22 protein-coding genes are annotated in these 24,368 nt (G+C 66.4%); 13 read left to right on the top strand and 9 right to left on the bottom strand.

Features of this window, described 5'->3' with window-relative positions; translation table 11 throughout:
• Window position 1 precedes the first annotated feature (1 nt).
• From HNP48_RS15045 to HNP48_RS15015, 7 genes are all read left to right on the top strand, one after another.
• Window positions 2–931 carry a PilW family protein gene (locus HNP48_RS15045; protein ID WP_184858294.1) on the top strand — a complete coding sequence of 310 codons (930 nt, stop codon included), beginning with the start codon at window positions 2–4 and terminating at the stop codon, window positions 929–931.
• Window positions 932–953: 22 nt separating this feature from the next.
• Window positions 954–1,739: a PilX N-terminal domain-containing pilus assembly protein gene (locus tag HNP48_RS15040; RefSeq protein WP_184858292.1), complete on the top strand. Its 786-nt coding sequence runs from the start codon at window positions 954–956 to the stop codon at window positions 1,737–1,739.
• A 100-nt stretch (window positions 1,740–1,839) separates the two neighbouring features.
• Window positions 1,840–5,424, top strand: coding sequence for a pilus assembly protein (locus HNP48_RS15035; RefSeq protein ID WP_184858290.1), 3,585 nt, complete (start codon window positions 1,840–1,842; stop codon window positions 5,422–5,424).
• Window positions 5,425–5,453: 29 nt separating this feature from the next.
• A complete protein-coding gene (locus tag HNP48_RS15030; protein WP_184858288.1) occupies window positions 5,454–5,909 on the top strand; it encodes a type IV pilin protein in 456 nt (151 codons plus the stop codon).
• A 48-nt stretch (window positions 5,910–5,957) separates the two neighbouring features.
• Window positions 5,958–7,085, top strand: a complete 1,128-nt coding sequence (ribD, locus tag HNP48_RS15025; protein WP_260420242.1) for a bifunctional diaminohydroxyphosphoribosylaminopyrimidine deaminase/5-amino-6-(5-phosphoribosylamino)uracil reductase RibD — start codon at window positions 5,958–5,960, stop codon at window positions 7,083–7,085.
• A gap of 139 nt (window positions 7,086–7,224) precedes the next feature.
• On the top strand, window positions 7,225–8,427 hold the full coding sequence (locus HNP48_RS15020) for an ammonium transporter (protein ID WP_184858284.1): 1,203 nt from the start codon (window positions 7,225–7,227) through the stop codon (window positions 8,425–8,427).
• A 112-nt stretch (window positions 8,428–8,539) separates the two neighbouring features.
• Window positions 8,540–10,381, top strand: coding sequence for a phospholipase D family protein (locus HNP48_RS15015; RefSeq protein ID WP_184858282.1), 1,842 nt, complete (start codon window positions 8,540–8,542; stop codon window positions 10,379–10,381).
• On the opposite strand, the gene HNP48_RS15010 is transcribed toward HNP48_RS15015, so the two are convergent.
• Complete coding sequence (locus HNP48_RS15010) at window positions 10,329–11,342, bottom strand: tRNA-dihydrouridine synthase (RefSeq protein WP_184858280.1); 1,014 nt, start codon at window positions 11,340–11,342, stop codon at window positions 10,329–10,331. The genes HNP48_RS15015 and HNP48_RS15010 overlap by 53 nt on opposite strands.
• 144 nt (window positions 11,343–11,486) lie before the next feature.
• Between HNP48_RS15010 and HNP48_RS15005 the strand changes: the two genes are divergently transcribed.
• The gene (locus HNP48_RS15005; RefSeq protein ID WP_184858278.1) at window positions 11,487–12,038 is read left to right on the top strand and encodes a hypothetical protein; all 552 of its coding nucleotides are present in this window, start codon (window positions 11,487–11,489) and stop codon (window positions 12,036–12,038) included.
• Between the two features lie 21 nt (window positions 12,039–12,059).
• Here HNP48_RS15005 and HNP48_RS15000 read toward each other — a convergent pair whose 3' ends face one another.
• From HNP48_RS15000 to HNP48_RS14990, 3 genes are all read right to left on the bottom strand, one after another.
• Window positions 12,060–13,211, bottom strand: coding sequence for a methyltransferase (locus HNP48_RS15000; RefSeq protein WP_184858276.1), 1,152 nt, complete (start codon window positions 13,209–13,211; stop codon window positions 12,060–12,062).
• Window positions 13,212–13,219: 8 nt separating this feature from the next.
• Complete coding sequence (locus tag HNP48_RS14995) at window positions 13,220–13,744, bottom strand: GNAT family N-acetyltransferase (RefSeq protein WP_184858274.1); 525 nt, start codon at window positions 13,742–13,744, stop codon at window positions 13,220–13,222.
• A 144-nt stretch (window positions 13,745–13,888) separates the two neighbouring features.
• Complete coding sequence (locus tag HNP48_RS14990; protein ID WP_260420241.1) at window positions 13,889–14,416, bottom strand: hypothetical protein; 528 nt, start codon at window positions 14,414–14,416, stop codon at window positions 13,889–13,891.
• Window positions 14,417–14,628: 212 nt separating this feature from the next.
• Between HNP48_RS14990 and HNP48_RS14985 the strand changes: the two genes are divergently transcribed.
• Window positions 14,629–15,264 (top strand): response regulator transcription factor, encoded by a 636-nt coding sequence (locus HNP48_RS14985; protein WP_184858270.1) that lies wholly within the window; start codon window positions 14,629–14,631, stop codon window positions 15,262–15,264.
• Complete coding sequence (locus HNP48_RS14980; RefSeq protein ID WP_184858268.1) at window positions 15,251–17,086, top strand: hybrid sensor histidine kinase/response regulator; 1,836 nt, start codon at window positions 15,251–15,253, stop codon at window positions 17,084–17,086. Before HNP48_RS14985 ends, HNP48_RS14980 begins: the two co-directional genes overlap by 14 nt.
• On the opposite strand, the gene HNP48_RS14975 is transcribed toward HNP48_RS14980, so the two are convergent.
• From HNP48_RS14975 to HNP48_RS14955, 5 genes are all read right to left on the bottom strand, one after another.
• Complete coding sequence (locus HNP48_RS14975; RefSeq protein WP_184858266.1) at window positions 17,058–18,497, bottom strand: coniferyl aldehyde dehydrogenase; 1,440 nt, start codon at window positions 18,495–18,497, stop codon at window positions 17,058–17,060. The two genes, HNP48_RS14980 and HNP48_RS14975, sit on opposite strands and share 29 nt — an antisense overlap.
• Before the next feature lie 86 nt (window positions 18,498–18,583).
• On the bottom strand, window positions 18,584–18,925 hold the full coding sequence (locus tag HNP48_RS14970) for a hypothetical protein (protein ID WP_184858264.1): 342 nt from the start codon (window positions 18,923–18,925) through the stop codon (window positions 18,584–18,586).
• A gap of 54 nt (window positions 18,926–18,979) precedes the next feature.
• A complete protein-coding gene (gene clpB / locus HNP48_RS14965) occupies window positions 18,980–21,589 on the bottom strand; it encodes an ATP-dependent chaperone ClpB (protein WP_184858262.1) in 2,610 nt (869 codons plus the stop codon).
• Window positions 21,590–21,698: 109 nt separating this feature from the next.
• The gene (locus HNP48_RS14960) at window positions 21,699–22,184 is read right to left on the bottom strand and encodes a molybdenum cofactor biosynthesis protein MoaE (protein WP_184858260.1); all 486 of its coding nucleotides are present in this window, start codon (window positions 22,182–22,184) and stop codon (window positions 21,699–21,701) included.
• Entirely contained in the window at window positions 22,181–22,411 is a 231-nt protein-coding gene (locus HNP48_RS14955) for a hypothetical protein (protein ID WP_184858258.1), read from the bottom strand. Before HNP48_RS14955 ends, HNP48_RS14960 begins: the two co-directional genes overlap by 4 nt.
• A 70-nt stretch (window positions 22,412–22,481) precedes the next feature.
• Here HNP48_RS14955 and HNP48_RS14950 point away from each other — a divergent pair, with 70 nt between their 5' ends.
• The 3 genes from HNP48_RS14950 (at window position 22,482) to HNP48_RS14940 (ending at window position 24,290) form a co-directional block, all read left to right on the top strand.
• A complete protein-coding gene (locus tag HNP48_RS14950; RefSeq protein WP_184858256.1) occupies window positions 22,482–22,736 on the top strand; it encodes a hypothetical protein in 255 nt (84 codons plus the stop codon).
• 66 nt (window positions 22,737–22,802) lie between these two features.
• A complete protein-coding gene (locus HNP48_RS14945) occupies window positions 22,803–23,924 on the top strand; it encodes an acyltransferase (protein WP_184858254.1) in 1,122 nt (373 codons plus the stop codon).
• 24 nt (window positions 23,925–23,948) lie between these two features.
• Window positions 23,949–24,290, top strand: coding sequence for a hypothetical protein (locus HNP48_RS14940; RefSeq protein ID WP_184858252.1), 342 nt, complete (start codon window positions 23,949–23,951; stop codon window positions 24,288–24,290).
• Window positions 24,291–24,368: the final 78 nt, after the last annotated feature.

The raw sequence follows: 24,368 nt of genomic DNA, 5'->3' as shown, positions 1-24,368 counted from the left end.
CATGCTTTCGAAAAACACCCCCTCCCCAGCCGGCGCGGCAAATCGCCATCTGGGCAAGAATCAGCGTAAAGCCCTGCTGACCACCTCCGGCAAACAGCGCGGGTTCACCTTGATCGAGTTGATGGTGGGTATCACCATCGGCCTGCTGACCATTGCCGTCGCCATGGGTGCACTCACCGTCTCCCGCAACGTATCAGGCACGGTGACCGACACCAGCGGCATCCAGCAGCAGGCCGCCTACGCCATGCGCGTCATTGGCCTGCAAATGCGCCAGGCGGGCTCTGTGCGCCTGAACATGAATCCCAAAAGTCTCATTGCCCAGGATCTGTACTTCGCCCCTGTGGGCTTCGAAACCATCTCCATCGCCTCAGGCAGCGCCAAAGGATTCAATCCCTCGACGGACACGATCACCGGCACAAATACCCCTGCCACCGTCACGCTGGGCTACCGCCGCTTTACAGAGCCCGTATTCGGCAATGCCGCCGAACAAACACTGGCACGTAATTGCTTGGGCGGCCCCGACAGCGCCAATGCAGATATGCGGCTGGAAAGCATCTTTCAACTCACGGGCAGCGAATTGCAATGCAGCGGCAACGGTGCAGCAGCCCAGTCCATCGCGCAGAACGTGGCGAATTTCCAGGTGCGCTATCTGCTGCAAGACACCGTGAGCACGCTGGGAGACCCCAACATACGCGCTGTCGACGCTGCCGGGGTGGGTACCAACTGGGGCCGCGTGCAGGCAGTTGAAGTGTGTCTAGTGCTTTATGGCATCGAGTCGATCAGCATGCCCGCCGGCAGCACCTACACCGATTGCAATGGAACTGCCGTGGACATGACCACCTTGCCCAGTCCACGCAACCGCCGCATGCATTCCGTGTTTCGCAACGTCTTCCAGATGCGCAGCCAGGGGCTGACTGGCGCCGCCATATAACCCTTGACGAGAAAAATTCCCCATGCCAAGGCTCCCCCACCCCACCCACCGGCCCCTGCGCCCACAGCAGCGAGGCGTGGCACTGTTTATCGTCATCGTTTTCGTCATGCTGTCCATGCTGTTGGCACTGTGGGCCTCCCGCACCTCGCTTTTCAACGAAATGGTGGTGGGCAACGACGCCGACTACCAGCGAGCCTTCGAGGCCGCCCAGGCACTACTGCAGGATGCCGAACTCGACATCCGGCGCGAATTTCCAGACGGCACCCCCTGCACAGCCGCCACGTGCCGCGACTTTGTTGGATCTGCCGACAAAATTCCTCTGGACCCTCAAGAGGTTAACCCTCTTTTGGCCACGCTGGACACCCAAGCCACCAAATGCCGCTCAGGTTTGTGCACAAAACGCACGGGACGGCAGGATTTTTGGAATTACACGAGCGCGACAAATCCCCCCCCCCCCGATTTGAAGTCGGGAGAGGTCCGGCTGGAAGACATGACCCAACCCACCGTTGGCGCGCGCTATGGGCAGTACTCGGGGGCTGCACAGGGCAGCGTAGCCTCTCCCGCCAATCCAATTTTGCAGTGGAATGCAGCCACACCCAACAACCAGGGGGGCTGGTACTGGATCGAAATCCTGAACTATGCCGATGCGAAGCGCGGCGTGATCTACCAACCCGACGAGCCCGAATTGTTGCGCCTGAGCCTCAGGCCCAACGTGGCGTACCGCATCACGGCACTGGCCTACGGGCGCAAGCCCAACACCATGGCAGTGCTGCAACAGACTTATGTCCGGCAACTCCGCCCCAATTGAAGCGACCTCCACCATCCATCCAACACAACAGAAGCGCCTGGACAATTGACTGACAGGTCCTAGCGCAACGCCTACCACCAACCTCTCCAAGGAGCGCGCCATGCACCGCACCGCTGCCCCCCGTTTTCGCAAACACCTTATCGCTCTGGCGGCTGGCGCCGCGCTGGCGCCGCATGGCGCCTGGGCCCTTGATTTGGCACAGTCCCCGCCAGGCACGGTGGAACCTTATGTATCCCCCAACGTCATCATCTCGATCGACGATTCGGGGAGTATGGAATACCGCCTCGACAGCGAAGCGAGCACCAGTAACAACCAGACCACGCCGAATGCCGATGGCACCTGGCCTGCCAGTTCCAAGCGGATCAATGTGCTGAAGTACACGATGGTCGGCAGCGGCGGAACAGGCGGCATCTTCCGCGACACCACCCTATTGCCCGACAAGAAGATCCGACTGTCGTGGCAGGCCATGTGGAACAACGGTGGTTCGCCCGATGCCATCAACGTCAACAGCTCGACCATGAAGACCAACTCCATGCGCCGACTGAACACGAGCCACCGCAACAACTTCATCAGCTTCATTAGCAATCTGAAGGCGACCAACGGCACGCCTTCCCACACGATGTTCAAGCAGGCGGATGAGTACATGCGCCAGGGCCTGGGCACCAGCAGCGCATGGGCATCCGACCCCGGCACGACAGGAGCTCCCTACCTGGCCTGCCGTCGCTCGTACCACATCATGATGACGGACGGCCGCTGGAACGGCACGGCTTATGCCATTCCGGACACCACAAAACGCGACAACGCAACCAATCTGACGCTACCCGACAGCAATGTGTATGGAGGAAGCACCGCCACGGAACGCGCCAAGACGGCGCTCTACCGGGATACCGTTGACAACACGCTGGCCGACTGGGCCTTCTACAGCTGGGCCACGCCCATGCAGACCTCGGGCATGACCGGCGCTTTGCAGCCCGCCGCGGACTATCGCAAGGCCCCAGCAACCGAAAATTTTGGCAAGGACACGGCCAACAAAGATGCCATCCTTGAGCGCTACTGGAACCCCCGCTACAACCCGGCGACGTGGCCACACATGGTGACCTACACCATCGGCTTCAGCAACGTCTCCACCACCTGGCCAGGCGCCCCCACCATTGCAGCCCCCACGGAAATGACCCCGTTTGGGTATGACGGCAGCTTCCGCGATCTGGTGACAGGCACCAAGACCTGGCCCACCATGGACAACGAGAACAAGCGCTCGCTGGACCTGTGGCATGCAGCCCTGAACGGCCGCGGCCGCTTCTACGCCGTGACCAAGGGAGAGGACCTGGAGAAAGCCTTCCGCGAAATCTTTGGCCAGATCAACACCGCGACCGACCCCGACCTGAGCGCCAGCGCCACCAGCGGCTCCAACGTTTCACGCAGCGAGGTGGGCAAATACACAGCAGCCTACGAACCCACCAAAGCCTGGAAGGGTTTCGTGACCGCTGAACGAGTCAAGCCTGATGGCACCGCTGTCAGCGACCCGGGATGGTCAGGCAAGAACACCGCCGACAAGCTGGATGCGCTGGCCACCATCAGCACCCGCCTTATCCTGAGCTGGAGCGACAAGTGGGACGCCAGCAAGTACCGCGGCGGCGTGCCTTTCAAGTGGGCGTCGGATGAAACCAACCTCAGTACCGCGCAAAAGACCTGGCTGCAAACGAATGTCAGTGGAACCGTCGAAACCGCGACCAAAGGCCAGGAACGGCTTGAGTACATACGCGGTGAGCGCAGCAAAGAAGGATCCGAAGACACCGGATACACCACAGCCAAGCCCTATCGCGAGCGCGATAGCCGGCAGGGCGACATCATCAATTCCGATGTCTGGTACACCGGTGCGCCAGCGGGGGACTCGCTGCTCAAGGGCTATGCGAATTTCGTACGCAGCGAGAAGTCACGCCCACCCATGCTCTATGTGGGCGGCAACGACGGCATGCTGCATGGTTTTGCGGCTGTCGATGGCCAGGAAAAGCTGGCCTATGTGCCCCGGGGCGTGATTCCCAACCTGCCTCTGCTGACCGACCCGCAGTACAACACCAAGCACCGCTACTTTGTCGACGGCTCGCCCATGACCGGGGACATCGACGCCAACGGGGGCATACAGGACCCGACCGACCCCAACTATGCAGCCTTTGTTCCCGACTGGCGCACCTATCTGGTCGGAACCTTGGGCCAGGGCGGCAAAGGTTATTTCGTGCTGGATGTGACCAACCCCACGGCCACTGCTTCGCCGACTGGCGTGCCTGGCTTTACCGAAGGCAATGCGCAGCAACTTGTCAAGCTCGACCGCACACGCGGCTCCACCGAAGCCGCCCCTGTCTGCGGCTCTATGACTGGTCTTGAAAAGACGACGTGCGAGAAAGTCGTGGATGAAGACAAGGATATCGGCCACATCACATCCCGACCAGTGCGCAACGATGCCGACGCCATGCGCACCACCCAAATCACGCGCATGAACAACAACCGCTGGGCGGTGGTGCTCGGCAATGGCTACAACAGCGCCAACCAGCGCCCGGTGCTGTTGATCCAGTACCTGGATGGCCTGCGCGAACTGGTGCGCATCCCTACCACAACCCAGGCAGCGGGCACCGGCAATGCCAACGACAACGGCCTGGGCGCCCCACGCGTGGTGGACCTGGATGACGATGGTCGCGTCGACGTGGTCTACGCAGGAGACAACCGCGGCAATATGTGGAAGTTTGACCTGACCAGCGCAACCCCTGGCAACTGGAAGGTCGCCTTTGGCGGCAGCCCCCTGTTCACGGCCCAGGGCCCCGCCGCATTGGGCAACCCCTCGCGCACCAAGATCCAGCCGATCTCCACGGCGCCGACTGTGCGCGCCAATGACCGCAACAAGCAAACCGGCAGTGGCCCTACAGCGAAGACCTCGCGCGTGGGCGGCATGATGGTGGCCTTCGGCACCGGCCGCAATGTGGATGTCACCGACCCATCGAATGTGGATGTGCAATCCCTGTACTCGGTACTGGACAACACCCGCTACCGTTATGTGGGCACGGGAGCAAGCAAGCGTCTGGAAGTCCATCCTGGCGGTGGCAGCTGCCCCAATGGTGCCGACTGCGTACCTGCCCCTGCAGCCCTGGGCACTGGGATCGCGACGGCCAAGCTGGCGCAGCAAAAGTTCACCGATGTCAGCGCTGACTATGCCACGGTCGATATCGTGGATGAACTCAAGCTGGAGACCTGGGGCAACTACAACGGCTGGTACATGGACTTGCCGGCTGTGGGCGAGCGGCTGCTCAAGCCCCTGGAGTTCTACGACGCCACCAACCTGCTGACAGTCTGGTCGCAAGTGCCCGCCAAGGGCTCCAATGTGGATCCCAACATCGAAAGCTGCGATTCGACCTCTGTGGATGCAGAACGCCAGTACCGAACCTTCGTCAACATCATGGATGGCAAGCGCCCCACGTTCCAGATCGTGGATATGAATGCTGACAAGAAGTACACGGCAGCCGACCAAGGCGTCTCCAGAGCGCAGGTTGCCAAGGGCCCTCACAGCATCATCAAGAAGAACCAGTTCGAAAATATTGATGTGAGTGCCAAGGGTGGCAGCAACGGCAAAGCAGGCGAGGATATTGCGTCCCCGCCCGAGGAATCCATGCGTCCGAGCTGGCGTCAGATTCGATAATCTGGACTAAGGACTGTACGATGCACAGAATGAACACCAACATATCCATGCGACAACGGGGCTTCACCCTCATTGAACTCATGACGGTGGTGGCCACCGTTGGTATCCTTGCGGCGGTCGCGATCCCCAGCTACACCGAGTACATCCGGCGCGGGCACCGTGCCGATGCACGCGGTGGCCTGCAGCAGGCGGCTCAGTACCTGGAGCGCGCCTCAACCGCCACGGGGGTGTACCCCCTTGTACTGCCCGCCAACCTAACCTGGGCCGGTGACCCTACCAAGCGCTACACGATTTCCATCGGCAACGGCGCGGGGGGGCCCTCCACCAACGCCGCCTTCACCCTGACCGCCACACGCAGGGCAGGCACGCCGCAATCAGGCGATAAGTGCGGCAACCTGACTCTGACCAATACGGGCACGCGAGGCATGGCAGCGGGAACGTACACCCCGGCAACCCTTCTCCCGGCCGACTGCTGGAACAAGTGACCCCGCCAACATCCGACCAGCCCCGCATGCGCTAGCATGCACGCCACCATGGCGACCTCTTCGGAACAACAACACACCACGAAAGCGCTTGAGCTGGCCACTCAGGCGCTTTTTCTTTCCAACCCCAATCCGCGCGTCGGCTGCGTGATCACCAGCCCCGATGGGCAGGTGGTGCTGGGCCAGGGGTTCACCCAGCAGGCCGGCGGACCGCATGCCGAGGTCATGGCGCTGCGTGATGCGGCCGCCCGGGGCAACAACTCCTTGCAGGGCGCAACGGCCTACGTCACGCTGGAGCCCTGTTCGCACCAGGGTCGAACGGGGCCCTGCTGCGATGCGCTGATCGGGGCCGGCATCGGCAAGGTCGTGGCCTCGCTGGCCGATCCCAACCCCCTGGTCGCGGGCCAGGGCTTTGCGCGCCTGCGCGCCGCGGGGGTGGAGGTGGTCGTGGGGCCGGGGGCCACGGAATCGCGCGAGCTCAACATCGGCTTCTTCAGCCGCATGGTGCGCGGCACGCCCTGGGTGCGCATGAAGACCGCGGCCTCACTGGACGGCACCACCGCACTCGCCAACGGGCAAAGCCAGTGGATCACCTCGCCCGCGGCCCGGGCCGATGGCCATGCCTGGCGCGCCCGGGCCTGTGCCGTGCTCACGGGCATCGGCACCGTGCTCGATGACGATCCGCAGCTGGATGTGCGCGATGTCGCCACGCCGCGCCAGCCCCACCTGGTGATCGTCGACAGCCAGCTGCAAACGCCGCTCCAGGCCCGCCTCTGGTCCGTGCCGGGCCGCAGCACCTGCCTGATCTACACCGCCGTGCGCGACGAGGCCAAGAAGGCGGCGCTGGAAAGCCGTGGCGCCACGGTGATCCACTTGCCCAATGCCCAGGGCAAGGTCGACCTGGGCGCCATGCTCCAGGACCTGGGCCGGCAGCGCGCCATCAACGAGTTGCATGTGGAGGCCGGCCACAAGCTCAATGGCTCCTTCCTGCGCGAAGGTCTGGTGGACGAGTTGCTGCTCTACCAGGCCCCCCGGCTGCTCGGGCCGGGCCTGGGGATGGCCCAGACGGCACCGTTGCAATCTCTCGCGGATGGCACTGCGCTCGACTACATCTCGGTCGACCGCATCGGCCCCGACCTGCGCATCGTGGCGCGGGTGCAAGGGCGCGACCGCTTCTGAGCCAACGCACCAAAACAGCACAGCACCACCTCGGTGAGCTATGCCACATGCTGGCGCATTTTTTGCTTGAAATTGGTGCACTCATTGCGGAATGCAGTGAAACGCACCAAAACAGATCAAACAATCGCGTGGAGATGGTATGGAAGCACTCAAACAGGGCACGGACGCCTTGTTCATTCTGCTCGGGGCAATCATGGTGCTGGCCATGCATGCCGGGTTCGCCTTTCTGGAGCTGGGCACGGTCCGCAAAAAGAACCAGGTGAATGCCCTGGTCAAGATCCTCGTGGACTTCTCCGTGTCCACGGTGGTGTACTTCGCCGTGGGCTATAGCGTGGCCTATGGCACGCATTTCTTTGTGGGCGCCGACACCCTGGTGCAGCAAAGCGGCTACTCGCTGGTCAAGTTCTTCTTCCTCCTGACCTTCGCGGCGGCCATTCCGGCCATCATTTCCGGGGGCATTGCCGAGCGCGCCAAATTTTGGCCGCAGCTGATCGCCACGGCCGTCATCGTGGGCTTCGTTTACCCTTTCTTCGAGGGCATTGCCTGGAACCAGCATTTCGGTGTGCAGGCCTGGATCAAGTCGCTCACGGGCGAAGAATTCCATGACTTTGCCGGCTCGGTCGTGGTACATGCCGTGGGCGGCTGGATCGCCCTGCCCGCCGTGGTTCTGCTCGGCTCGCGCGCCAACCGCTACCGCAAGGACGGCGCCATCTCGGCCCACCCGCCATCGAACATCCCGTTCCTGGCCCTGGGAGCGTGGATCCTGGTGGTGGGCTGGTTCGGCTTCAATGTGATGAGCGCGCAGACCGTGGACAAGCTCTCGGGCCTGGTCGCCGTCAACTCGCTGATGGCCATGGTCGGCGGCACCCTGGCCGCCCTGGTGCTGGGCAAGAACGACCCCGGCTTCGTGCACAACGGCCCGCTGGCGGGCCTGGTGGCCGTCTGCGCGGGCTCCGACCTCATGCACCCGCTGGGCGCCCTGGTCACGGGCGCCATCGCCGGCACCATCTTCGTGCTGCTGTTCACGCTGACCCAGAACAAGTGGAAGATCGACGACGTGCTCGGCGTGTGGCCCCTGCACGGCCTGTGCGGCACCTGGGGCGGCCTGGCCGCCGGCATCTTCGGCAGCAAGGCCCTGGGCGGCCTGGGCGGGGTGGCTTTCTCGGCGCAGCTGATCGGCACCACCCTGGGCGTCGCCTGGGCCGCGCTGGGCGGCTTCGTCGTCTATGCGGCCCTGAAGGCCACCGTGGGCCTCAGGCTGTCACAGGAAGAGGAATTCGACGGCGCCGATCTCTCGATCCACAAGATCAGCGCCACGCCGGACCGCGAAGTCAGCTGGTAACCCCGGACCGTGGCGCCGTTCACACGGCGTTACGTTTCGGCGCCCCGTCCGACAGCGTGCGCCGGAGCGGCAGGCTATATCTTGCGCAGTGCCCAAACGCTTGACCCGCCCCATGCCTGCCTCCACTGCCACCAAAGACCTTGCTGCCGCCGTCCGCCACGGCTGGATGGCCCTGGTCACCGTGGTCGCCGTGGCGCTGTTCACCGGGTGTGCGGGCCTGCCCCAAGATGTGGCCCGGCCCGAGTCCACCGCGCTCGCCTCCCCCGCCGGCACACCGCTGGGGCAGTTGGTGGAGACCCACCGCCAGGCCGCAGGCGCCCGGGCACCCTCCGGCTTTCTGCTGCTGGGCGGCCCCCAGGCGGCCTACAGCAGCCGCCTGGCGCTGGTGGAGGCCGCGCAGAAGACGCTGGACCTGCAGTACTACGCCATCCATGCCGACGCCAGCACCGAGCGCCTGCTCAAGAGCGTGGTGTCTGCCGCCGGGCGCGGGGTGCGGGTGCGGGCGCTGCTCGACGACTTCCACAGCGCCGGGCGCGATGCGCAGGTGATGCGCCTGGCCTTCGTGCCCAACATCGAGATGCGCATGTTCAACCCGCTGACCGGTGCGCGCAGCTCCACGCTGGGCCGCATGTTCGGCGCCCTCACGGACTTCTCGCGGGCCCAGCAGCGCATGCACAACAAGCTCTTCATCGCCGACAACGCCATGGGCGTCACCGGCGGGCGCAACCTGGGCGACGCGTACTTCGGCACCTCCGATGCCGGCAATTTCGTCGATCTGGACGTGCTCGCCGCCGGCCCCATCGTGCAGGACCTGTCGCGCAGCTTCGACCACTACTGGAACAACCAGCGCGCCTACCCCGTGCAATCGCTGGTCACGCGCGAAGAGCTCGACACCCTGCGCAGCCAGTACGAGGCCGCCGATGCCTCCGAGCGGGAGCGCCGGGTGGCCTTGCCAGCCCCACAGCCCCTCGCCAGTGGGCCGGCCCTGGCCCAGGGTGTCCACGGCACGGCAGAAGCCCCGCGCAGCCGCATCTGGGACTACCAGCCCATGGACCTGGCAGCGGCATCCTTTGTCTGGGCGCCCGCCGTGGTGCTGGTCGACCAGCCCGCCAAGATCCCGGCAGAAGGCCCGACCGTCCCACCCCCTGCAGCAGCAACGGCACCTGCTACCGCCTCCAATGCCCGGCAGGCCGCACGCATCGCCCCTGGCGCAAGGGACCCCGCCGCAACAGGCAGCGCAGCAGCAGTCCCCTCCAGCGACCTGCACGATGCCGGCGACGGGGATACGGTGGTCGACGGCCTGCTGCACCTGATGGGCCAGGCCCGGCGCGAGCTGCTCATCGTCTCGCCCTACTTCGTGCCCGGCCCTGACATGAAGCAGGCCTTTGCCCAGGCGCGCGAGCGCGGCGTACGGGTGCGGGTGCTCACCAACTCGCTGGCCTCCAACGACGCGCCCATCGCCCACGCCGGTTATGCCCGGCACCGGCCCGACCTGCTGGCCATGGGGGTCGAACTCTACGAAATGCGCAGCGAACTCACCGGCCTGGGCACGGCCCTGGGCCTGCCCGGTGGCTCTTCGGGGGGCAGCAACAACCCGCCCACGGGCTCGGTGGGCGGCTCGCGCGCCATGCTGCACTCCAAGGTGCTGGTGATGGACGGCCGCCTGGTCGCCATCGGCTCCATGAACCTGGACATGCGCTCGCAAAAGCAGAACACCGAGATCGCCCTGCTGATCCGCAGCACCGACCTGGCGCGCCGCATCACCACCCGGCTGGAGCCGGCCCTGGGCGAGTTGGCCTGGCGCGTGGAACTGCAGCAGCCAGGCAGCAGGCTGCTGTGGCATGCCCCCCAAGGCAGTGGCTTGCCGGACAGCACCACCGAGCCCGACGCCAGCGCTGCACTCAGGCTGCTGCTGCAGCTGATCGGCCCGCTGGCACCGGACCACCTGCTGTAGTGGCCTGGCCCTCCTGCAGGGCCGCTACCCAGGCGCTGATGGCCCGCTGGTCGGTCATGGTGCGCACATGCTGGTAGGCGGCCTCGCCCTCGGGGAAGCGCCGGCGCATCAGGTTCAGCCACTGCTTGAGGCGGCCGGCACGCTGGCGCGGCTCCAGGTCATCGCAGACCAGTTGCCAGAAGGCCGCGATATGGGGCAGCAGATCGGACCATTGCACGGGATCCGAGCCCGGCAGCCCCGCGTCCACGGCCCGGATGGCCCGCGCAAGGCCTGGGTCGGCCACCATGCCGCGCCCCAGCATCAGGGCATCGCAGCCTGACACCTCACGGCAGCGCAGGGCATCGGCCACTGTCCAGATCTCACCGTTGGCCACCACGGGCAGTGCCACCGCCGCCCGGATGGCCGGGATCTGCTCCCAGTAGGCCGGCGGCCGGTAGCCATCGACCTTGGTGCGCGCATGCACCACCAGTTCGCAGGCACCGCCCGCCTCCATGGCCTGCGCGCATTCGCGCATCAGCCCCGTGTCATGGAAGCCCAGGCGCATCTTGGCCGACACGGGCAGGTGCGCCGGCACGGCACGCCGCACGGCCGCCACCACGGTGGCAATGCGCTCGGGCTCCTGCAGCAGGGCCGCACCGCCGCCATGGCGGTTCACCACCTTGGCCGGGCAGCCGAAGTTCAGGTCGATCCCCTCTGGCCCCAGCGCGGCCAGGCGCGCCGCGTTCTCGGCCATGCTCACGGGATCGGAGCCCAGCAGCTGGGCGCGCACCGGCACACCAGCCAGCGTGCGGCTGCCGTTGCGCAGCTCGGGGATGTAGCGCAGAAAAACCTTGTCCGGCAGCAGCGTCCCGGTGATGCGGATGAATTCGGACACGCAGCGGTCCACCCCACCCACCCGGGTGAGCACGTCGCGCAGCACAAAATCAAGAAGCCCCTCCATCGGGGCCAGCAGCAGGGTCATCGCTCGTCAGAAGTCACACACAGGCCCCTCGCAGGGGCAAGCCGGTATTGTCCCGCAAGAGGGTCATCACAGCGTCACACCCGGGTGCTGCAATGGCAGGCGCTCCGTCCCGTGCCCGCCAGCCTGCCTGCCTGCGCCTTCACCATGCTGCTCCAAAAAACCGACAAAGCCCGCCTGGAACTTTCCCCCGGCGTCCGCACGCTGAGCCTGCGTGAGCGCTCACTGCTGCTGCTGGCCGACGGCAAGTCGCTGTCGGACCTGCAGGCCATGTACAACGGCATCGGCGCGCAGATCGTGGACAACCTCATGCGCCAGGGCTACCTCACCGGCCCGGCCGTACTGCCCGATGCACCGGCTCCGGTCGCCCAGGCGCCGGCGGCCCTGCCCAGCGCCGCGCCAGCGGCTCCCCAGGCCGCCAGCCAGCCGCAAGACCCCAGCGACGCACTGCGCTCGCTGGCAGGCACCCGCATGTACCTGTTCGACATCTGCGAGCGCATGTTCGCGCGCCGCGACCCGGCCCTGGCCAAACAATTCCATGAAGCCCTGCGGGCAGCCCGCGACCGCGCCAGCATGCTGGACGTAGGGGAAGCCTTGCTGGAGGAAGTGGCCCAGATGGCCGGGCCCGAGCGCGCCCAGACCATCCGCGACCGCATGGAGCAGCTGCTGCCCCGGGACGCGGCAGACACCGTGTCCTGAGCCCCACGGGCCCTGGGGCCTTCAGCCGATGGCTGCGAGGCGCCAGAGCGAGGTGACCTCGGCCATGCGCGCGGCGTGCAAGGCATCCCCGGCCTCTGTGGCCTTGGCATGGCGCGGCTTCATGTCGTGCCGGCCCAGCACCCGCAGGCCACCCTCGGCGATCCAGGCCAGCAGTTGCTCGCGCGGACGCAACTCCAGGTGCTCGGCCAGGTCCGACAGGATCAGCCAGCCCTCGCCGCCCGGCTCCAGGTGGGCCGCCAGGCCCGCCAAAAAGCCGCGCAGCATGCGGCTGCCCTCGTCGTACACCGCGTGCTCGATGGGGGAACTCGGGCGTGCCGGCACCCACGGGGGGTTGCACACCACCAGTGGCGCGCGCCCGGGCGGAAACAGGTCGGCCTGCAGCAGCTCCACCCGGTCCAGCACGCCCAGGCGCTTGAGGTTGTCGCGTGCGCAGGCCATGGCACGTGGGTCCTGGTCGGTGGCGACCACACGCTGCACGCCTCGGCGCACCAGCACCGCGGACAGTACGCCCGTGCCCACGCCGACGTCGAACGCCAGCGTGGTCGAAGGCAGCGAGGTGTCGGCCACCAGGTCCACATACTCGCCGCGCACGGGCGAGAACACGCCATAGTGCGGGTGGATGCGGTTGTGCGCCCCTGCGCCGAGCGCGGGCACGTCCACCCCCTTCTTGCGCCATTCGAAGGCACCCACCAGGCCCAGCAGCTCGCGCAGCGTGGCCACCGAGGCCTCGCCGTCGGCAGGTCCCCAGGCCTCGGTACAGGCCTGGCGCCAGTCCGGCGCGCGGCGCAGATCGATGCCGTAATCGGCCTCCAGGGGGATCAGGATCGACGAGAGCACACGGGCCCGCTGCGCCTGTGCCTGCCGGTGCAGGTGGAACAGCTGCGCCGGCGTGGCCGCAGCGGCCTTTTCGGCCGCCCTGGCCGCAGCCTTGCGCGGCTTGCGCTCCACGCGGCGCATCAGCGCCTGCAGCAGCATGCGGGCGTTCTGGAAGTCACCTTGCCAGAGCAGGCCCGTGCCCTCGCAGGCCAGGCGGTAGGCGGTGTCGGCAGACAGGGTGTCATCGGCGGTCACCACCCGGCGCGGGGCCGGGGCGCCGCTCTCGGAGCGCCACCGGGCACTGTGGGCCTGGCCCAGGTGGTTCCACGCGATCATGGGTTGGATCAGTTGGTGATGGGGCGCTTCAAGCGCACTTCCTCGATCTTGACGCCGCCGATCACATTGGTCTTGGCGGTGGAGAGCTCCTGCTTGAAGCCTGCGAGCTCATGGAAGCGGATGGCGCGCTCATTGCGCAGCGGCACCCAGGCGGTGACATTGGTGCAACCTTCTTCCTGGAGGCCATCGCGGGCCGCATCCCACAGGGCCAGGCCGACGCCTTGGTTCCAGTGGGTGGGGGCCGCATAGATGGCCCAGATTTCGCCCGTGGTGGGGCGGGACTTCTCATCGCGCGAGCGGTCGTAGCCGACAAAACCGACGATCTTCTCGCCATCGATGGCCACCTGCACCTGGGGCTCGCAATACTCGATGGCTTCGCGCCAGTAGGCCTGGCGCTTGTCGACGGAGGACATGGACTTCAATTGCTCGTCTGGCACCAGCCCCTTGTAGGCCGCCTGGGCAGAGGCGGTGTGGATCTGGGCGATGGCTTTGGCATCGCGAAGCGTAGCGGGACGAACCTGGATACTGGACATGAAAAAACCGAACGAAAACAGGGTGTGAAAAAACGAAAGGACCGGCATTGTCGCCGCAAACGGTTTTTCACCCTGCGCCGGTAGGGTACCCGGGCCCGCAGCCCCCTGCAGTCAGGCCCCGAAAATGCGCTTCAAAAAGCCCTGTCAGGCCACGGCCAGCGGGCCTCCGAGCCCACCCTCGGCACGCTCGCGGGCCGATTGGGCCAGCGCGCGCTTGTTGCGCGGACGCGGGACCTTCACCTCGGGCGGCATGCCGTTGACCGCATTCAGGCCCACCACCAGCGTGACGCTGCGCGACCCCCCATCCCGCTCGTCGGGAGCGTAGGCCCTGTAGCTGCCGCTGCCCTGGCCGTGGCTGCGCTGCACGGTGTGGAACACAATGCGCACGCCGCTCACCCGGTGGCCGCTGAAGGGCAGCACGCGCAGGCGCGCATCGCGGTCCAGCGCCAGGCCCATGCAGCCCGGGCGGTTGATGAGGTCGGTGCGGGCACTGCGCCAGGTCAGGCCGTTGTCGATGGAGAACTGCCAGTTACCCGCCTGCGCATCCAGGTGTTCAATGATCACGCCCGCCGATGCCAGCAGGTCCGGGCAGTTGTCATGCACGATCTGTGCAATGCAATTGCCGCCCACCCCCACGCCGGCAGAGGGCTTGTGCTCGGGCGATGAAGGCATTGGGTTCGAAAGAGCGCTGGCAGCCATGTTGTGTTCCCCTGGTCGTTGGAAAAAGGTTGGTCTTTGCCAACCGCCACAGTACGCTGGTCCCGTAAGGTACCAGGGTCACTGCATGGAGGAAAGTCTAAAAACGGGCCGCCCTTGCGTCCATCGCACAAATGGACTAGTTCGCGCCAGTTCCCTCGCGCGGTGTTGTGCGCAATACTCACGGCATGCCTGCCAGCCTGTTGCTCATTGACGACCACACCTTGTTCCGTACCGGGCTGCGCCTGATCGTCCAGGACCACCCTTCCGTGGGTTCGATTGCCGAGGCCGGCTCCATTGCCGAAGCCTGCGCCCTGCCCCCAGCCCCGGTGGACCTGGTGCTGCTGGACATCCAGCTGCCAGGCATGAGCGGCCTGGATGGCCTGCGACTGTTGCGCCAAAGCTACCCAAATGCACGCATCGTGCTGGTATCTGCCAGCATTGCACCCGATGCAGTCTATGAAGCCCGCTCGCGCGGTGCCGATGGCTTCCTACCCAAGTCGGCCAGCGGCGAGGACATCCTGGAGGCGATCAGCGTCTCCCTCTCGGGCGAACCCTGTTTTCCGGCAAACAGCGGCAATGCCGCCACCCAGCGCGCGCCCTCCGCGCCCAGCCTGACGGCGCGCCAGCTCGAAGTGCTGTCGCTGCTGTGCACCGGCAAGCCCAACAAGGTCATTGCGCGCAACTTGGGGCTGAGCGAGAACACGGTGCGCGTGCATGTGGCGGCCATCTTTGCGCAGCTGGGCGTGAACAGCCGCAGCGCCGCGCTGCTGGCAGCCCAGCGCCTGGGCCTGTCCATGCCGCCGCTCCATGACCTTGTCTGAAGCCCTGCCACTGATTCCCCGCTGGCCCTGGGCGCGCAGACGCTGGGAGCACGATGAGGTCCTGCGCGAGCAGGTCACCCTGCTGCGGCAGAACTTCCCGATGACCTTGCTGGCGTCCCTGGCCACGGCCCTGGGCACGCTGTGGGTGATGGCGCGCGTGGCCGACACCCAGGTGGTGAGCATCTGGCTGGTCTCGCACGCGCTGGTGGTCATCGGGGTGTATGCCACGCTGCGCGGCATGGCACCGCAGCGCGACCCGGTGCTGCGCTCGGCACGCAAGCTCATGGCCTGCATGGCCGCCATGGGCCTGAGCTGGGGCAGCCTGGGCTTCGTGGTGCTGTACTGGGGCTCGCCCGAGAGCGTCATCTACGCCATCGGCATCGTCAGCACCGTCTCCTCCGGCGCGCTCGGCCTGGGGGCCCCGCTGTACCGGGCCTACATCACCTACCTCACCTGCGCCGTGGGGGGCATCTTCGCCGCCGTGGCCATGAGCGGCGGCCCCGCCATGTGGCCCGCCCTGTTCCTGGTACTGGTCTACTACGCGCTCACCGGCCTGCAGGCCAGCACGGGCGACACGGCCACGCGCCGCAGCATCGCCCTCAAGCTCGAGAATGAGCGCCTGGTGGCCGAACTGCGCGCCGAATCTCAGCGCGCCCTGGCCGCGCAGGAAGAGGCCGAACGCGCCGACCGCGACAAATCGCGCTTCCTCGCCGCCGCCAGCCACGACCTGCGCCAGCCGCTGCATGCCATGGGCCTGTTCCTGGAGACCCTGCAGCGCAGCCCCATGAGCCCGCACCAGATCACCGTGCTGGGCCATGCCCAGGCGGCATCCAGCGCGGCCGTGGAAATGCTCACCACGCTGCTCGACTATTCGCGGCTGGAAGCCGGCGTCGTGAAGGTGCGGCCCTCCGCCTTCGCCGTGCAGCCCCTGCTCACGGCGCTGGAGCAGGAATTCGGCGTGCAGGCCGACAACGCCGGCCTGGTCTACCGTACGCACGAGACCTCGACCGCCGCCTATGCCGACCGCTCCCTGGTGATGCTGGTCATGCACAACTTCATCTCCAACGCCCTGCGCTACACGCAACGCGGCGGCGTGCTCATCGCCTGCCGCCGCCGGGGCCGGCGCATTGCCCTGGAAGTCTGGGACACGGGTGCCGGGATTCCACGCAGCCAGTGGGACAACGTGTTCAAGGAGTTCCACCAGTTGGGCAACCCCGAGCGCGACCGCCGCAAAGGCCTGGGCCTGGGCCTGGCCATCGTGCGGCGCCTGGTGCGCGAGATGGGCACGGCGGTGGAGCTCAATTCGCGCCCCGGCAAGGGCTCGGTGTTCCGGCTCTGGCTCGACGCCTGGCAGGGGGCGCTGGAGGACGAAGCCCCGCCCTCCTTCAACCATTTCGATCTCACGGGCCTGCATGTGCTGGCCATCGACGACGACGAATCGGTGCGCCTGGGCATGCAGGCCCTGCTGCAAAGCTGGGGCTGCCTGTGCACCACGGCCGAATCCAGCGCGGATGCACTCGACCACATCGAGGACAGCACGCCCGACCTGATCATCACCGACTTCCGCCTGCGCCACGAAGAAACCGGCAAGCAGGTGCTGCAGGCCCTGCGCGCCTACCTGGGCGTGCCGGTGCCGGCCATCATCATGACCGGCGACACCTCGCCCCAGCGCCTGCGCGATGCGCAGACCACCTCGGCCCTGCTGCTGCACAAGCCGGTCTCCACCGGGCAGCTTCGCGATGCCATTGTGCAGCTGATCAGCGGCGCGGTACCCGCGCCACCCGATGCGCTGGCTACAGCCAACGGCGAAGAAGCCCCATGACCTGGTCGAAGCGCGCCCCGTAGGGCGGGTAGAACAGCGAGCCCATGGCCCAGCGCGACTGCACCAGCACCGACTTCTGGTGGCAAAAGCGCAGAAAGCCCTGCTCCCCATGGTAGGCGCCCCAGCCACTGTCGCCCACGCCGCCAAAGGGCAGGTTGTCGTGCGCGATGTGCATGAGGGTGTCGTTGACCGTGACGCCACCGCTCACGGTGCGGCGCAGCACATCGTCGCGCACCGCCTCGCTCTGGCCGAACCAGTACAGCGCCAGCGGACGCGGGCCCGCATTGATGTGGGCCACGGCATCGTCCAGGCGCTCGTACGAGATCACCGGCAGCACCGGCCCGAAGATCTCCTCCTGCATGATCTGCATGTCCGAGGTGACGCCGAACACCAGCGTGGGCAGCATCTGGCGGCTCACACCGTCACCCAGCGTGCCCACGGTGTTCACCGCGGGCTTGCCCGCCGTGGGGTCGATGGGCTGCACATCGGCGCCCTGTGTCTGCGCCTGCTGCAGCATGGTGCGCAGCCGCGCATGGTGGCGCGGCGTGATGATGGAGGCGTAGTCGGGGTTGCCCTCGATGGTGGGAAACAGGCGCGCCACGGCAGCCCGGTAGGCATTGGCGAATTCGGTCTCGCGCCCGCGCGGCACCAGCACATAGTCCGGCGCGATGCAGGTCTGCCCGGCATTGAGCAGCTTGCCATGGGCGATCTTGAGCGCCGCATCCTGCATGTCGCAATGGCCGTCGATGATGCAGGGCGACTTGCCGCCCAGCTCCAGCGTGGTGGGCGTGAGGTTCTGCGCGGCCGCCAGGGCCACCTTGCGGCCCACGGGCGTCGAGCCCGTGAACACCAGGTGGTCGAACGGCAGCGAGGCAAACAGGGCAGCCAGATTGGCATCGCCCTGCACCACGCAGAATTCGTCGGGTGCAAAGAACTGTGCCACCAGCAGCGCCAGCTGGGCCGATGTGTGCGGGGTCAGCTCGCTGGGTTTGAGCATCACACGGTTGCCCGCCGCCAGCGCCGTGATGGCCGGCGCCAGGGCCAACTGGACCGGGTAGTTCCAGGGTGACACCACGCCCACCACGCCCAGGGGCTGGCGCTGGATGTGGGCGCTGGCCGGTTGCAGGTAGATCGGCGTGCGCACCTTCTGCGGCTTCATCCAGCGTGCCAGGTGCGACAGGGTGTGCGACAGCAGGGTGCGCAGCACGAAGAAATCGGCCACCTCGGTGAGCCGCGGCGAGCGCATGCCGAAATCGGCCTGCACGGCTGCCGCCAGCACGGCGCCGTTCTCATCGAGCAGCTTGCGCATGCGCAGCAGGCGCTCACGGCGCACGAGCAGAGGCACCTCGACCTGCGTGCGGCTGGCCTGCCGCTGGGTTTCGAAAAGGGCGTGGATATCGGCTGGAGTCATGGCACGCATGATAGAGCGCCCGATTCCCGTGAAAGGTCCATGCCGGCACCTCTAGAGGGGCATGCCGAACCCTCTTGCAGGCATCCTCAGCGCAGCTCGCGCGGCTCCACGTCGGTCACCTCGACGGCCCCGGGCAGCACCCCACCGCGCCGCGATGGCGCCGCCGGCTCGGCAGCGCCATCGTGCTGGCGCGCGCTCCCCCATTGCGCCCTGGAGCGCATGGCGGCGTTGAATCCCGTGCGTGGATCGATCCGCATGACCCAGGGGCTCATGGGCCGGCCCGTGAGCCGGGCCCAGGCAGCGCGCAGGGCCCACACCAGGCCCAGCACCGCGGCCGCCGCCAGCAGGCTCAGGAACACCACCAGCCCCATGGCCAGCACCAGGGCACGCAGCACAAAGCGCACCAAACCCGAAACAAGATCGTTCAAACGACACCTTTCCTTTCAATGCAGGGCGGCCCGGGCCGCCCTTTTCTTTCTGCCTCAGGCGGGCTCGGTGGCTCCACCGAACTGGAACACCCCCGGGTCCTGCACCGGATCCACCGTCACCGGGATCACGCTCTTGGGCGGGAAGCGGCCCTCCAGCAGCAGCCTGGACAGCGGATTTTCTATCCGCTGCTGGATGGCCCTCTTGAGCGGACGGGCACCGAACACCGGATCAAAGCCCACCTTGGCCAGTTCCTCGAGCGCCGGGCCCGAGATCTGCAGCTGCAGGTCCATCTTGGCCAGGCGCGCCTCGAGCAACTGCAGCTGGATGCGCGCGATCGCCTCGATGTTCTTCGCGTCCAGCGCGTGGAACACCACCGTCTCGTCGATGCGGTTCAGGAATTCGGGTCGGAAATGGTTCTTGAGTTCCCCCCAGACCGCTTCCTTGATGTCGTCCGAATCCTGCCCCACCATGGCCTGGATCAGGTGCGAGCCGATGTTGCTGGTCATCACGATCACCGTGTTCTTGAAGTCCACGGTGCGGCCCTGTCCATCGGTCAGGCGGCCATCGTCAAGCACCTGCAGCAGCACATTGAACACGTCGGGGTGGGCTTTTTCCACCTCGTCGAGCAACAGCACGCTGTAGGGCTTGCGGCGCACGGCCTCTGTCAGGTAGCCGCCCTCTTCATAGCCCACATAGCCGGGCGGCGCGCCGATCAGGCGGGCCACGGAGTGCTTTTCCATGAACTCGCTCATGTCGATGCGGATCAGGTGGTCTTCGCTGTCGAACAAAAAGCCCGCCAGCGCCTTGCACAGCTCGGTCTTGCCCACGCCCGTGGGACCCAGGAACAGGAAGGAGCCCGTGGGGCGGTTCGGGTCCGACAGCCCCGAGCGCGAACGGCGGATGGCATTGGCCACGGCGGCAATGGCCTCGTCCTGCCCCACCACGCGCTCGTGCAGCTTGGCTTCCATCTGCAAGAGCTTGTCCTTCTCGCCCTGCATCATCTTGGCCACAGGGATGCCTGTGGCGCGGCTCACCACCTCGGCGATCTCCTCGGCGCCGACCTGGGTGCGCAAGAGGCGCGGCGCACTCGCCACACCGTCCTTGCCGTCTTCCTTGGCCTGGGCTTCCTTGAGCTGGCGCTCCAGCTCGGGCAGCTTGCCGTACTGCAACTCGGCCACCTTGTTGAAGTCGCCCTTGCGCGTGAATTCCTCGATCTGGAACTTGAGTTTGTCGATGGCCTCGCGCACATGCGCGCTGCCCTGGGCCTGGGCCTTCTCGGACTGCCAGATCTCGTCGTAGTCGGCGATCTCCTTTTGCAGGCGCTCGATCTCTTCCTCGATCAGGCCGAAGCGCTTGAGCGAGGATTCATCCTTCTCACGCCGCACAGCCTCGCGCTCGATCTGCAGCTGGATCAGCCGGCGGTCGAGCTTGTCCATCACCTCGGGCTTGGAGTCCATCTCGATCTTGATCTTGGAGGCCGCCTCGTCGATCAGATCGATGGCCTTGTCGGGCAGGAAGCGGTCGGTGATGTAGCGGTGCGAGAGCTCCGCCGCGGCCACGATGGCCGGGTCGGTGATGTCCACGCCGTGGTGCACCTCGTACTTTTCCTGCAGGCCGCGCAGGATGGCGATGGTCGCCTCCACCGTGGGCTCGCCCACGAGGATCTTCTGGAAGCGGCGCTCCAGCGCGGCGTCCTTCTCGATGTACTTGCGGTATTCGTCGAGCGTGGTGGCGCCCACACAGTGCAGCTCGCCGCGCGCCAGGGCCGGCTTGAGCATGTTGCCCGCGTCCATGGCGCCCTCGCCCTTGCCAGCGCCCACCATGGTGTGCAGCTCGTCGATGAAGACGATGGTCTGGCCCTCGTCCTTGGCCAACTCGTTGAGCACGGCCTTCAGGCGCTCCTCGAACTCGCCACGGTACTTGGCGCCGGCCAAGAGGGCCGCCATGTCCAGGCTGAGCACGCGCTTGCCCTTGAGCGACTCGGGCACCTCGCCGGCCACGATGCGCTGGGCCAGGCCTTCCACAATGGCGGTCTTGCCCACGCCGGGTTCGCCGATGAGCACGGGGTTGTTCTTGGTGCGCCGTTGCAGCACCTGGATGGCGCGGCGGATCTCGTCGTCACGGCCGATCACCGGGTCGAGCTTGCCGATGCGCGCGCGCTCGGTCAGGTCCAGGCAGTATTTGGCCAGCGCACCGCGCTGGCCCTCGGCCTCGGCGCTGTCCATCTTCTGGCCGCCGCGCACCGCCTCGATGGCCGCCTCCAGGCTCTTGCGCGTGAGGCCGTTGTCCTTGGCGATGGTCGCGGCCTCGCCCTTGCTGTCGATCAGGGCCAGCAGGAACAGTTCGCTCGCGATGAACTGGTCACCGCGTTTGATGGCCTCCTTCTCGGTGGCCTGCAGTACGCGGCCGAGCTCGGGCCCGCCCTGCACCTGCTCCTGGCCGTGCACCGTGGGCAGGCGCTTGACGGCGCCTTCCGCAGCCGCGAGCAGCCCCTGCACATTGACGCCGGCGCGCTGCAGCAGGGCACGCGGGCCGTCCTCCTGGCGCAGCATGGCCACGAGCACGTGCACGGGCTCGATGTAGGCGTTGTCGCTGCCCAGTGCCAGGCTCTGGGCGTCGCCCAGGGCTTCCTGGAACTTGGTGGTGAATTTGTCGAGACGCATGGGTGAAATGTCCTCCGAATTGCGTCACACATGGGGACTTTCGGCGTGCATTTCAAGCGCTGCCAGGCCCTGGCGGCCCGCAGCGCGGCATTTACCAACGCTTACACACTCAGCGGTTGTCGCTCGCGATACCCCAGCGGGCCAGGGCCGCGTCGTCGCTCACGCGCGCGTCCACCCAGCGGGCGCCGGCAGGGGTGACCTCCTTCTTCCAGAACGGCGCCTGGGTCTTGAGGTAGTCCATGAGGAATTCGCAGGCCTGAAAGCTCTGGCCCCGGTGCGCGCTGGTCACGGCCACCAGCACGATCTGGTCGAGCGGCGCCAGCAGGCCCACGCGGTGGATCACCCGGGCCCCAAAGAGGTCAAAGCGCGCAAACGCGGTCTCCACCATGGCTTCGATGGATTTCTCGGTCATGCCCGGGTAGTGCTCGAGTTCAAGCGAGGCCACGTCGTCGCCATCGTTGCGGTCGCGCACCGTGCCCACGAAAGCGCAGACCGCGCCCACACGCCGGTCTTCGTGGCGCAGCGCCGCCACTTCGGCGGACAGGTCGAAGTCCGCCGTCTGGATGGAAACGCTGGAGGGGCTGCGGGAGGTCATGGTGCGCGGTGCAGGCGGGGGGCGGCCAGCAGGGCACGCTCCTCCTCCAGCACCTTTTCCAGCTGGACGATGGCCGGCGAACGCGGCAGCTTGGCCACCAGGGCCTGCAAACGCGTGATGTCGGTCACGGTGGGTGCCACTTTGATCTGCGCAACGGCCGCAGGGTGGTTGCCTGATTGGACCAAGGCCAGTACCTTGGCGGGCCATTCACTTTTGGGTTTTGCCATGGGCTTGTTTCTTGACGAAGGTCGATTGTCGGTACGATTCACGGAACTGTAACCCCAGAGCCTGCCGTCCATGGCCACACAAACCATCACCACCGACAAGTACAAGCTCTACCCTTCGCCGCGCAACCGCACCAAGGACGTCTTCGCGCACGAGGTCTTCGTGCCCTACCCTTATGCGATCATCGACCTGGACATCATGGAACTGGCCGGCAAGACCACCCTGTTCGCGGCCTGCCGGCTGTCGGACATGAAGATGGGCCAGGTGGTGACCTTCGAGCTGGAAGCCGACCGCGCGAAATTCGAGCGCCTGTTCACCCCGGACTGATCCGGGCCTTGCAATGGACGCCCCGGCCCGGGGCGTCCCCGCCCCCATGGGCGGACCTGCCTTCTCATGAAAATTTCAGACATCACGCAGCGCTTCTCGTCGGTCGAGCATGACAACAACATCGACATCCTGCGCGCCATGGCCATCCTCTCGGTGGCGCTGCACCACTTCTCCGTGTACTCGGGCATCCCCGTGCCGCTGTTCGGGCCGGACGGCGGCGGCATCGGCGTACAGCTGTTCTTCCTGATCTCGGGCTACCTCATCATCCAGAGCGCCGAGCGCAACAGCCTGGGCGACTACGCCAAGGCCCGGTTCTTCCGCATCTTCCCGGTGTACTGGGTCACGCTGGTGGGCATCGTGCTGATCGAAGCGGCGCTGCAACCGGGCTTTCGGGCCCTGCTGGCAGACGGTTACCCGCACTTCCTGCTCAACCTGCTGAACCTGCAGCAGCTGTCGGTGCGCAGCAGCCTGTATTTCGACCGCGTGCACGTGGGCTGGACGCTCACGGTGGAGCTGTTCTGGTATGCCATCGTGCTGGTACTCGCCCTGGTCGCCCACCGCCTGCGCTGGCGGCATTTCTGGCTGGCGGTGCTGCTGCTGTCCACGCTGCTGTCCATCGCCTGGATCAAGACGGCCAACACCGGTGCGCTCGACTTCCTGTACGCAGCCCAGGCGCGCAACGCCGGCATCGAGTTTTCGCCCTTGCTGCAGCATGCCTTGATCAAGTCGAACATCGTGGGCTACCTGTACTTCTTCGTGCTGGGCACGGTGATCTACCGCTACGAGCCGGTGCTGCGCCGCATCTCCAGCAGCCTCCTGTGGCCGCTGGCGCTGGTGCTGATCGTGCTGTGGTCGCAATGGCAGGTGGTCCTGGGGCTTGCACCGCAGCCGCTGGCGGCCGTGGGCCTGGGCTGCGTCTTCCTGCTGTTCCTCAAGCTGCCGCCGCTGCAGGATGTGCTGTCGCGCTACATCGGCAAGATCTCGTACTCGCTGTACCTGGTGCATGCCAAGGTCATGCTGGTGGTCTACGTCCACCTGAAATGGTCTGGCGCCGGCGCACATGCCGCCGTCGTCGTCGCAACGCTGTTGCTGGCCTCGGCCCTGTACTACGCCGTGGAGCAACCCATGATCGAGTACGGCAAGCGGTTTCGCAGCGCACGGCGCGGCAACCGCCCCGCCACGGCCTGACTCTTTCCTTTGCCTCCTCGACCCATGTACGAAGACGACAACCAGATCCATGTTCCCCCCTCCTTCATGGCCGTTTACAGCGATGCGCGCCAGCGCCTGCGCGAGCCCGCCAGCGTGGTGCGCAGCCGCTACGAGCTGTGCGAAGACCTGGCCGGCCACCTGGTGGAACATGCGCAGACGCTCTACCACGTGCAAGCCCCTTCCGAGGCCGAGATCCTGCGGCGCATCCATGCCGGGCTGTGCACGGGCGAGTCCGGCGTCTCGGTGCCCGAGGCCACCTGGATCGTGACGCGCCTGGCCGAGCTGCTGGTCTGGCAATGCCCCGAGCTGCTGCCCCCTGCCGAGCCCGCGCCGCTGGCCGGCTGACGACCCCGCGGCGCTTGCCGCTATACTGCGCACCATGACCACCTGCAGCACCCTGGCCCTGAACACCGCACCCGCGGT

Origin of the sequence: Acidovorax soli (assembly GCF_014207955.1) — a bacterium.
Classification (GTDB): domain Bacteria; phylum Pseudomonadota; class Gammaproteobacteria; order Burkholderiales; family Burkholderiaceae_C; genus Acidovorax; species Acidovorax soli_A.
Note: the sequence above shows the minus strand (reverse complement) of the source record. Positions and strands in the feature narration are given on the sequence as shown.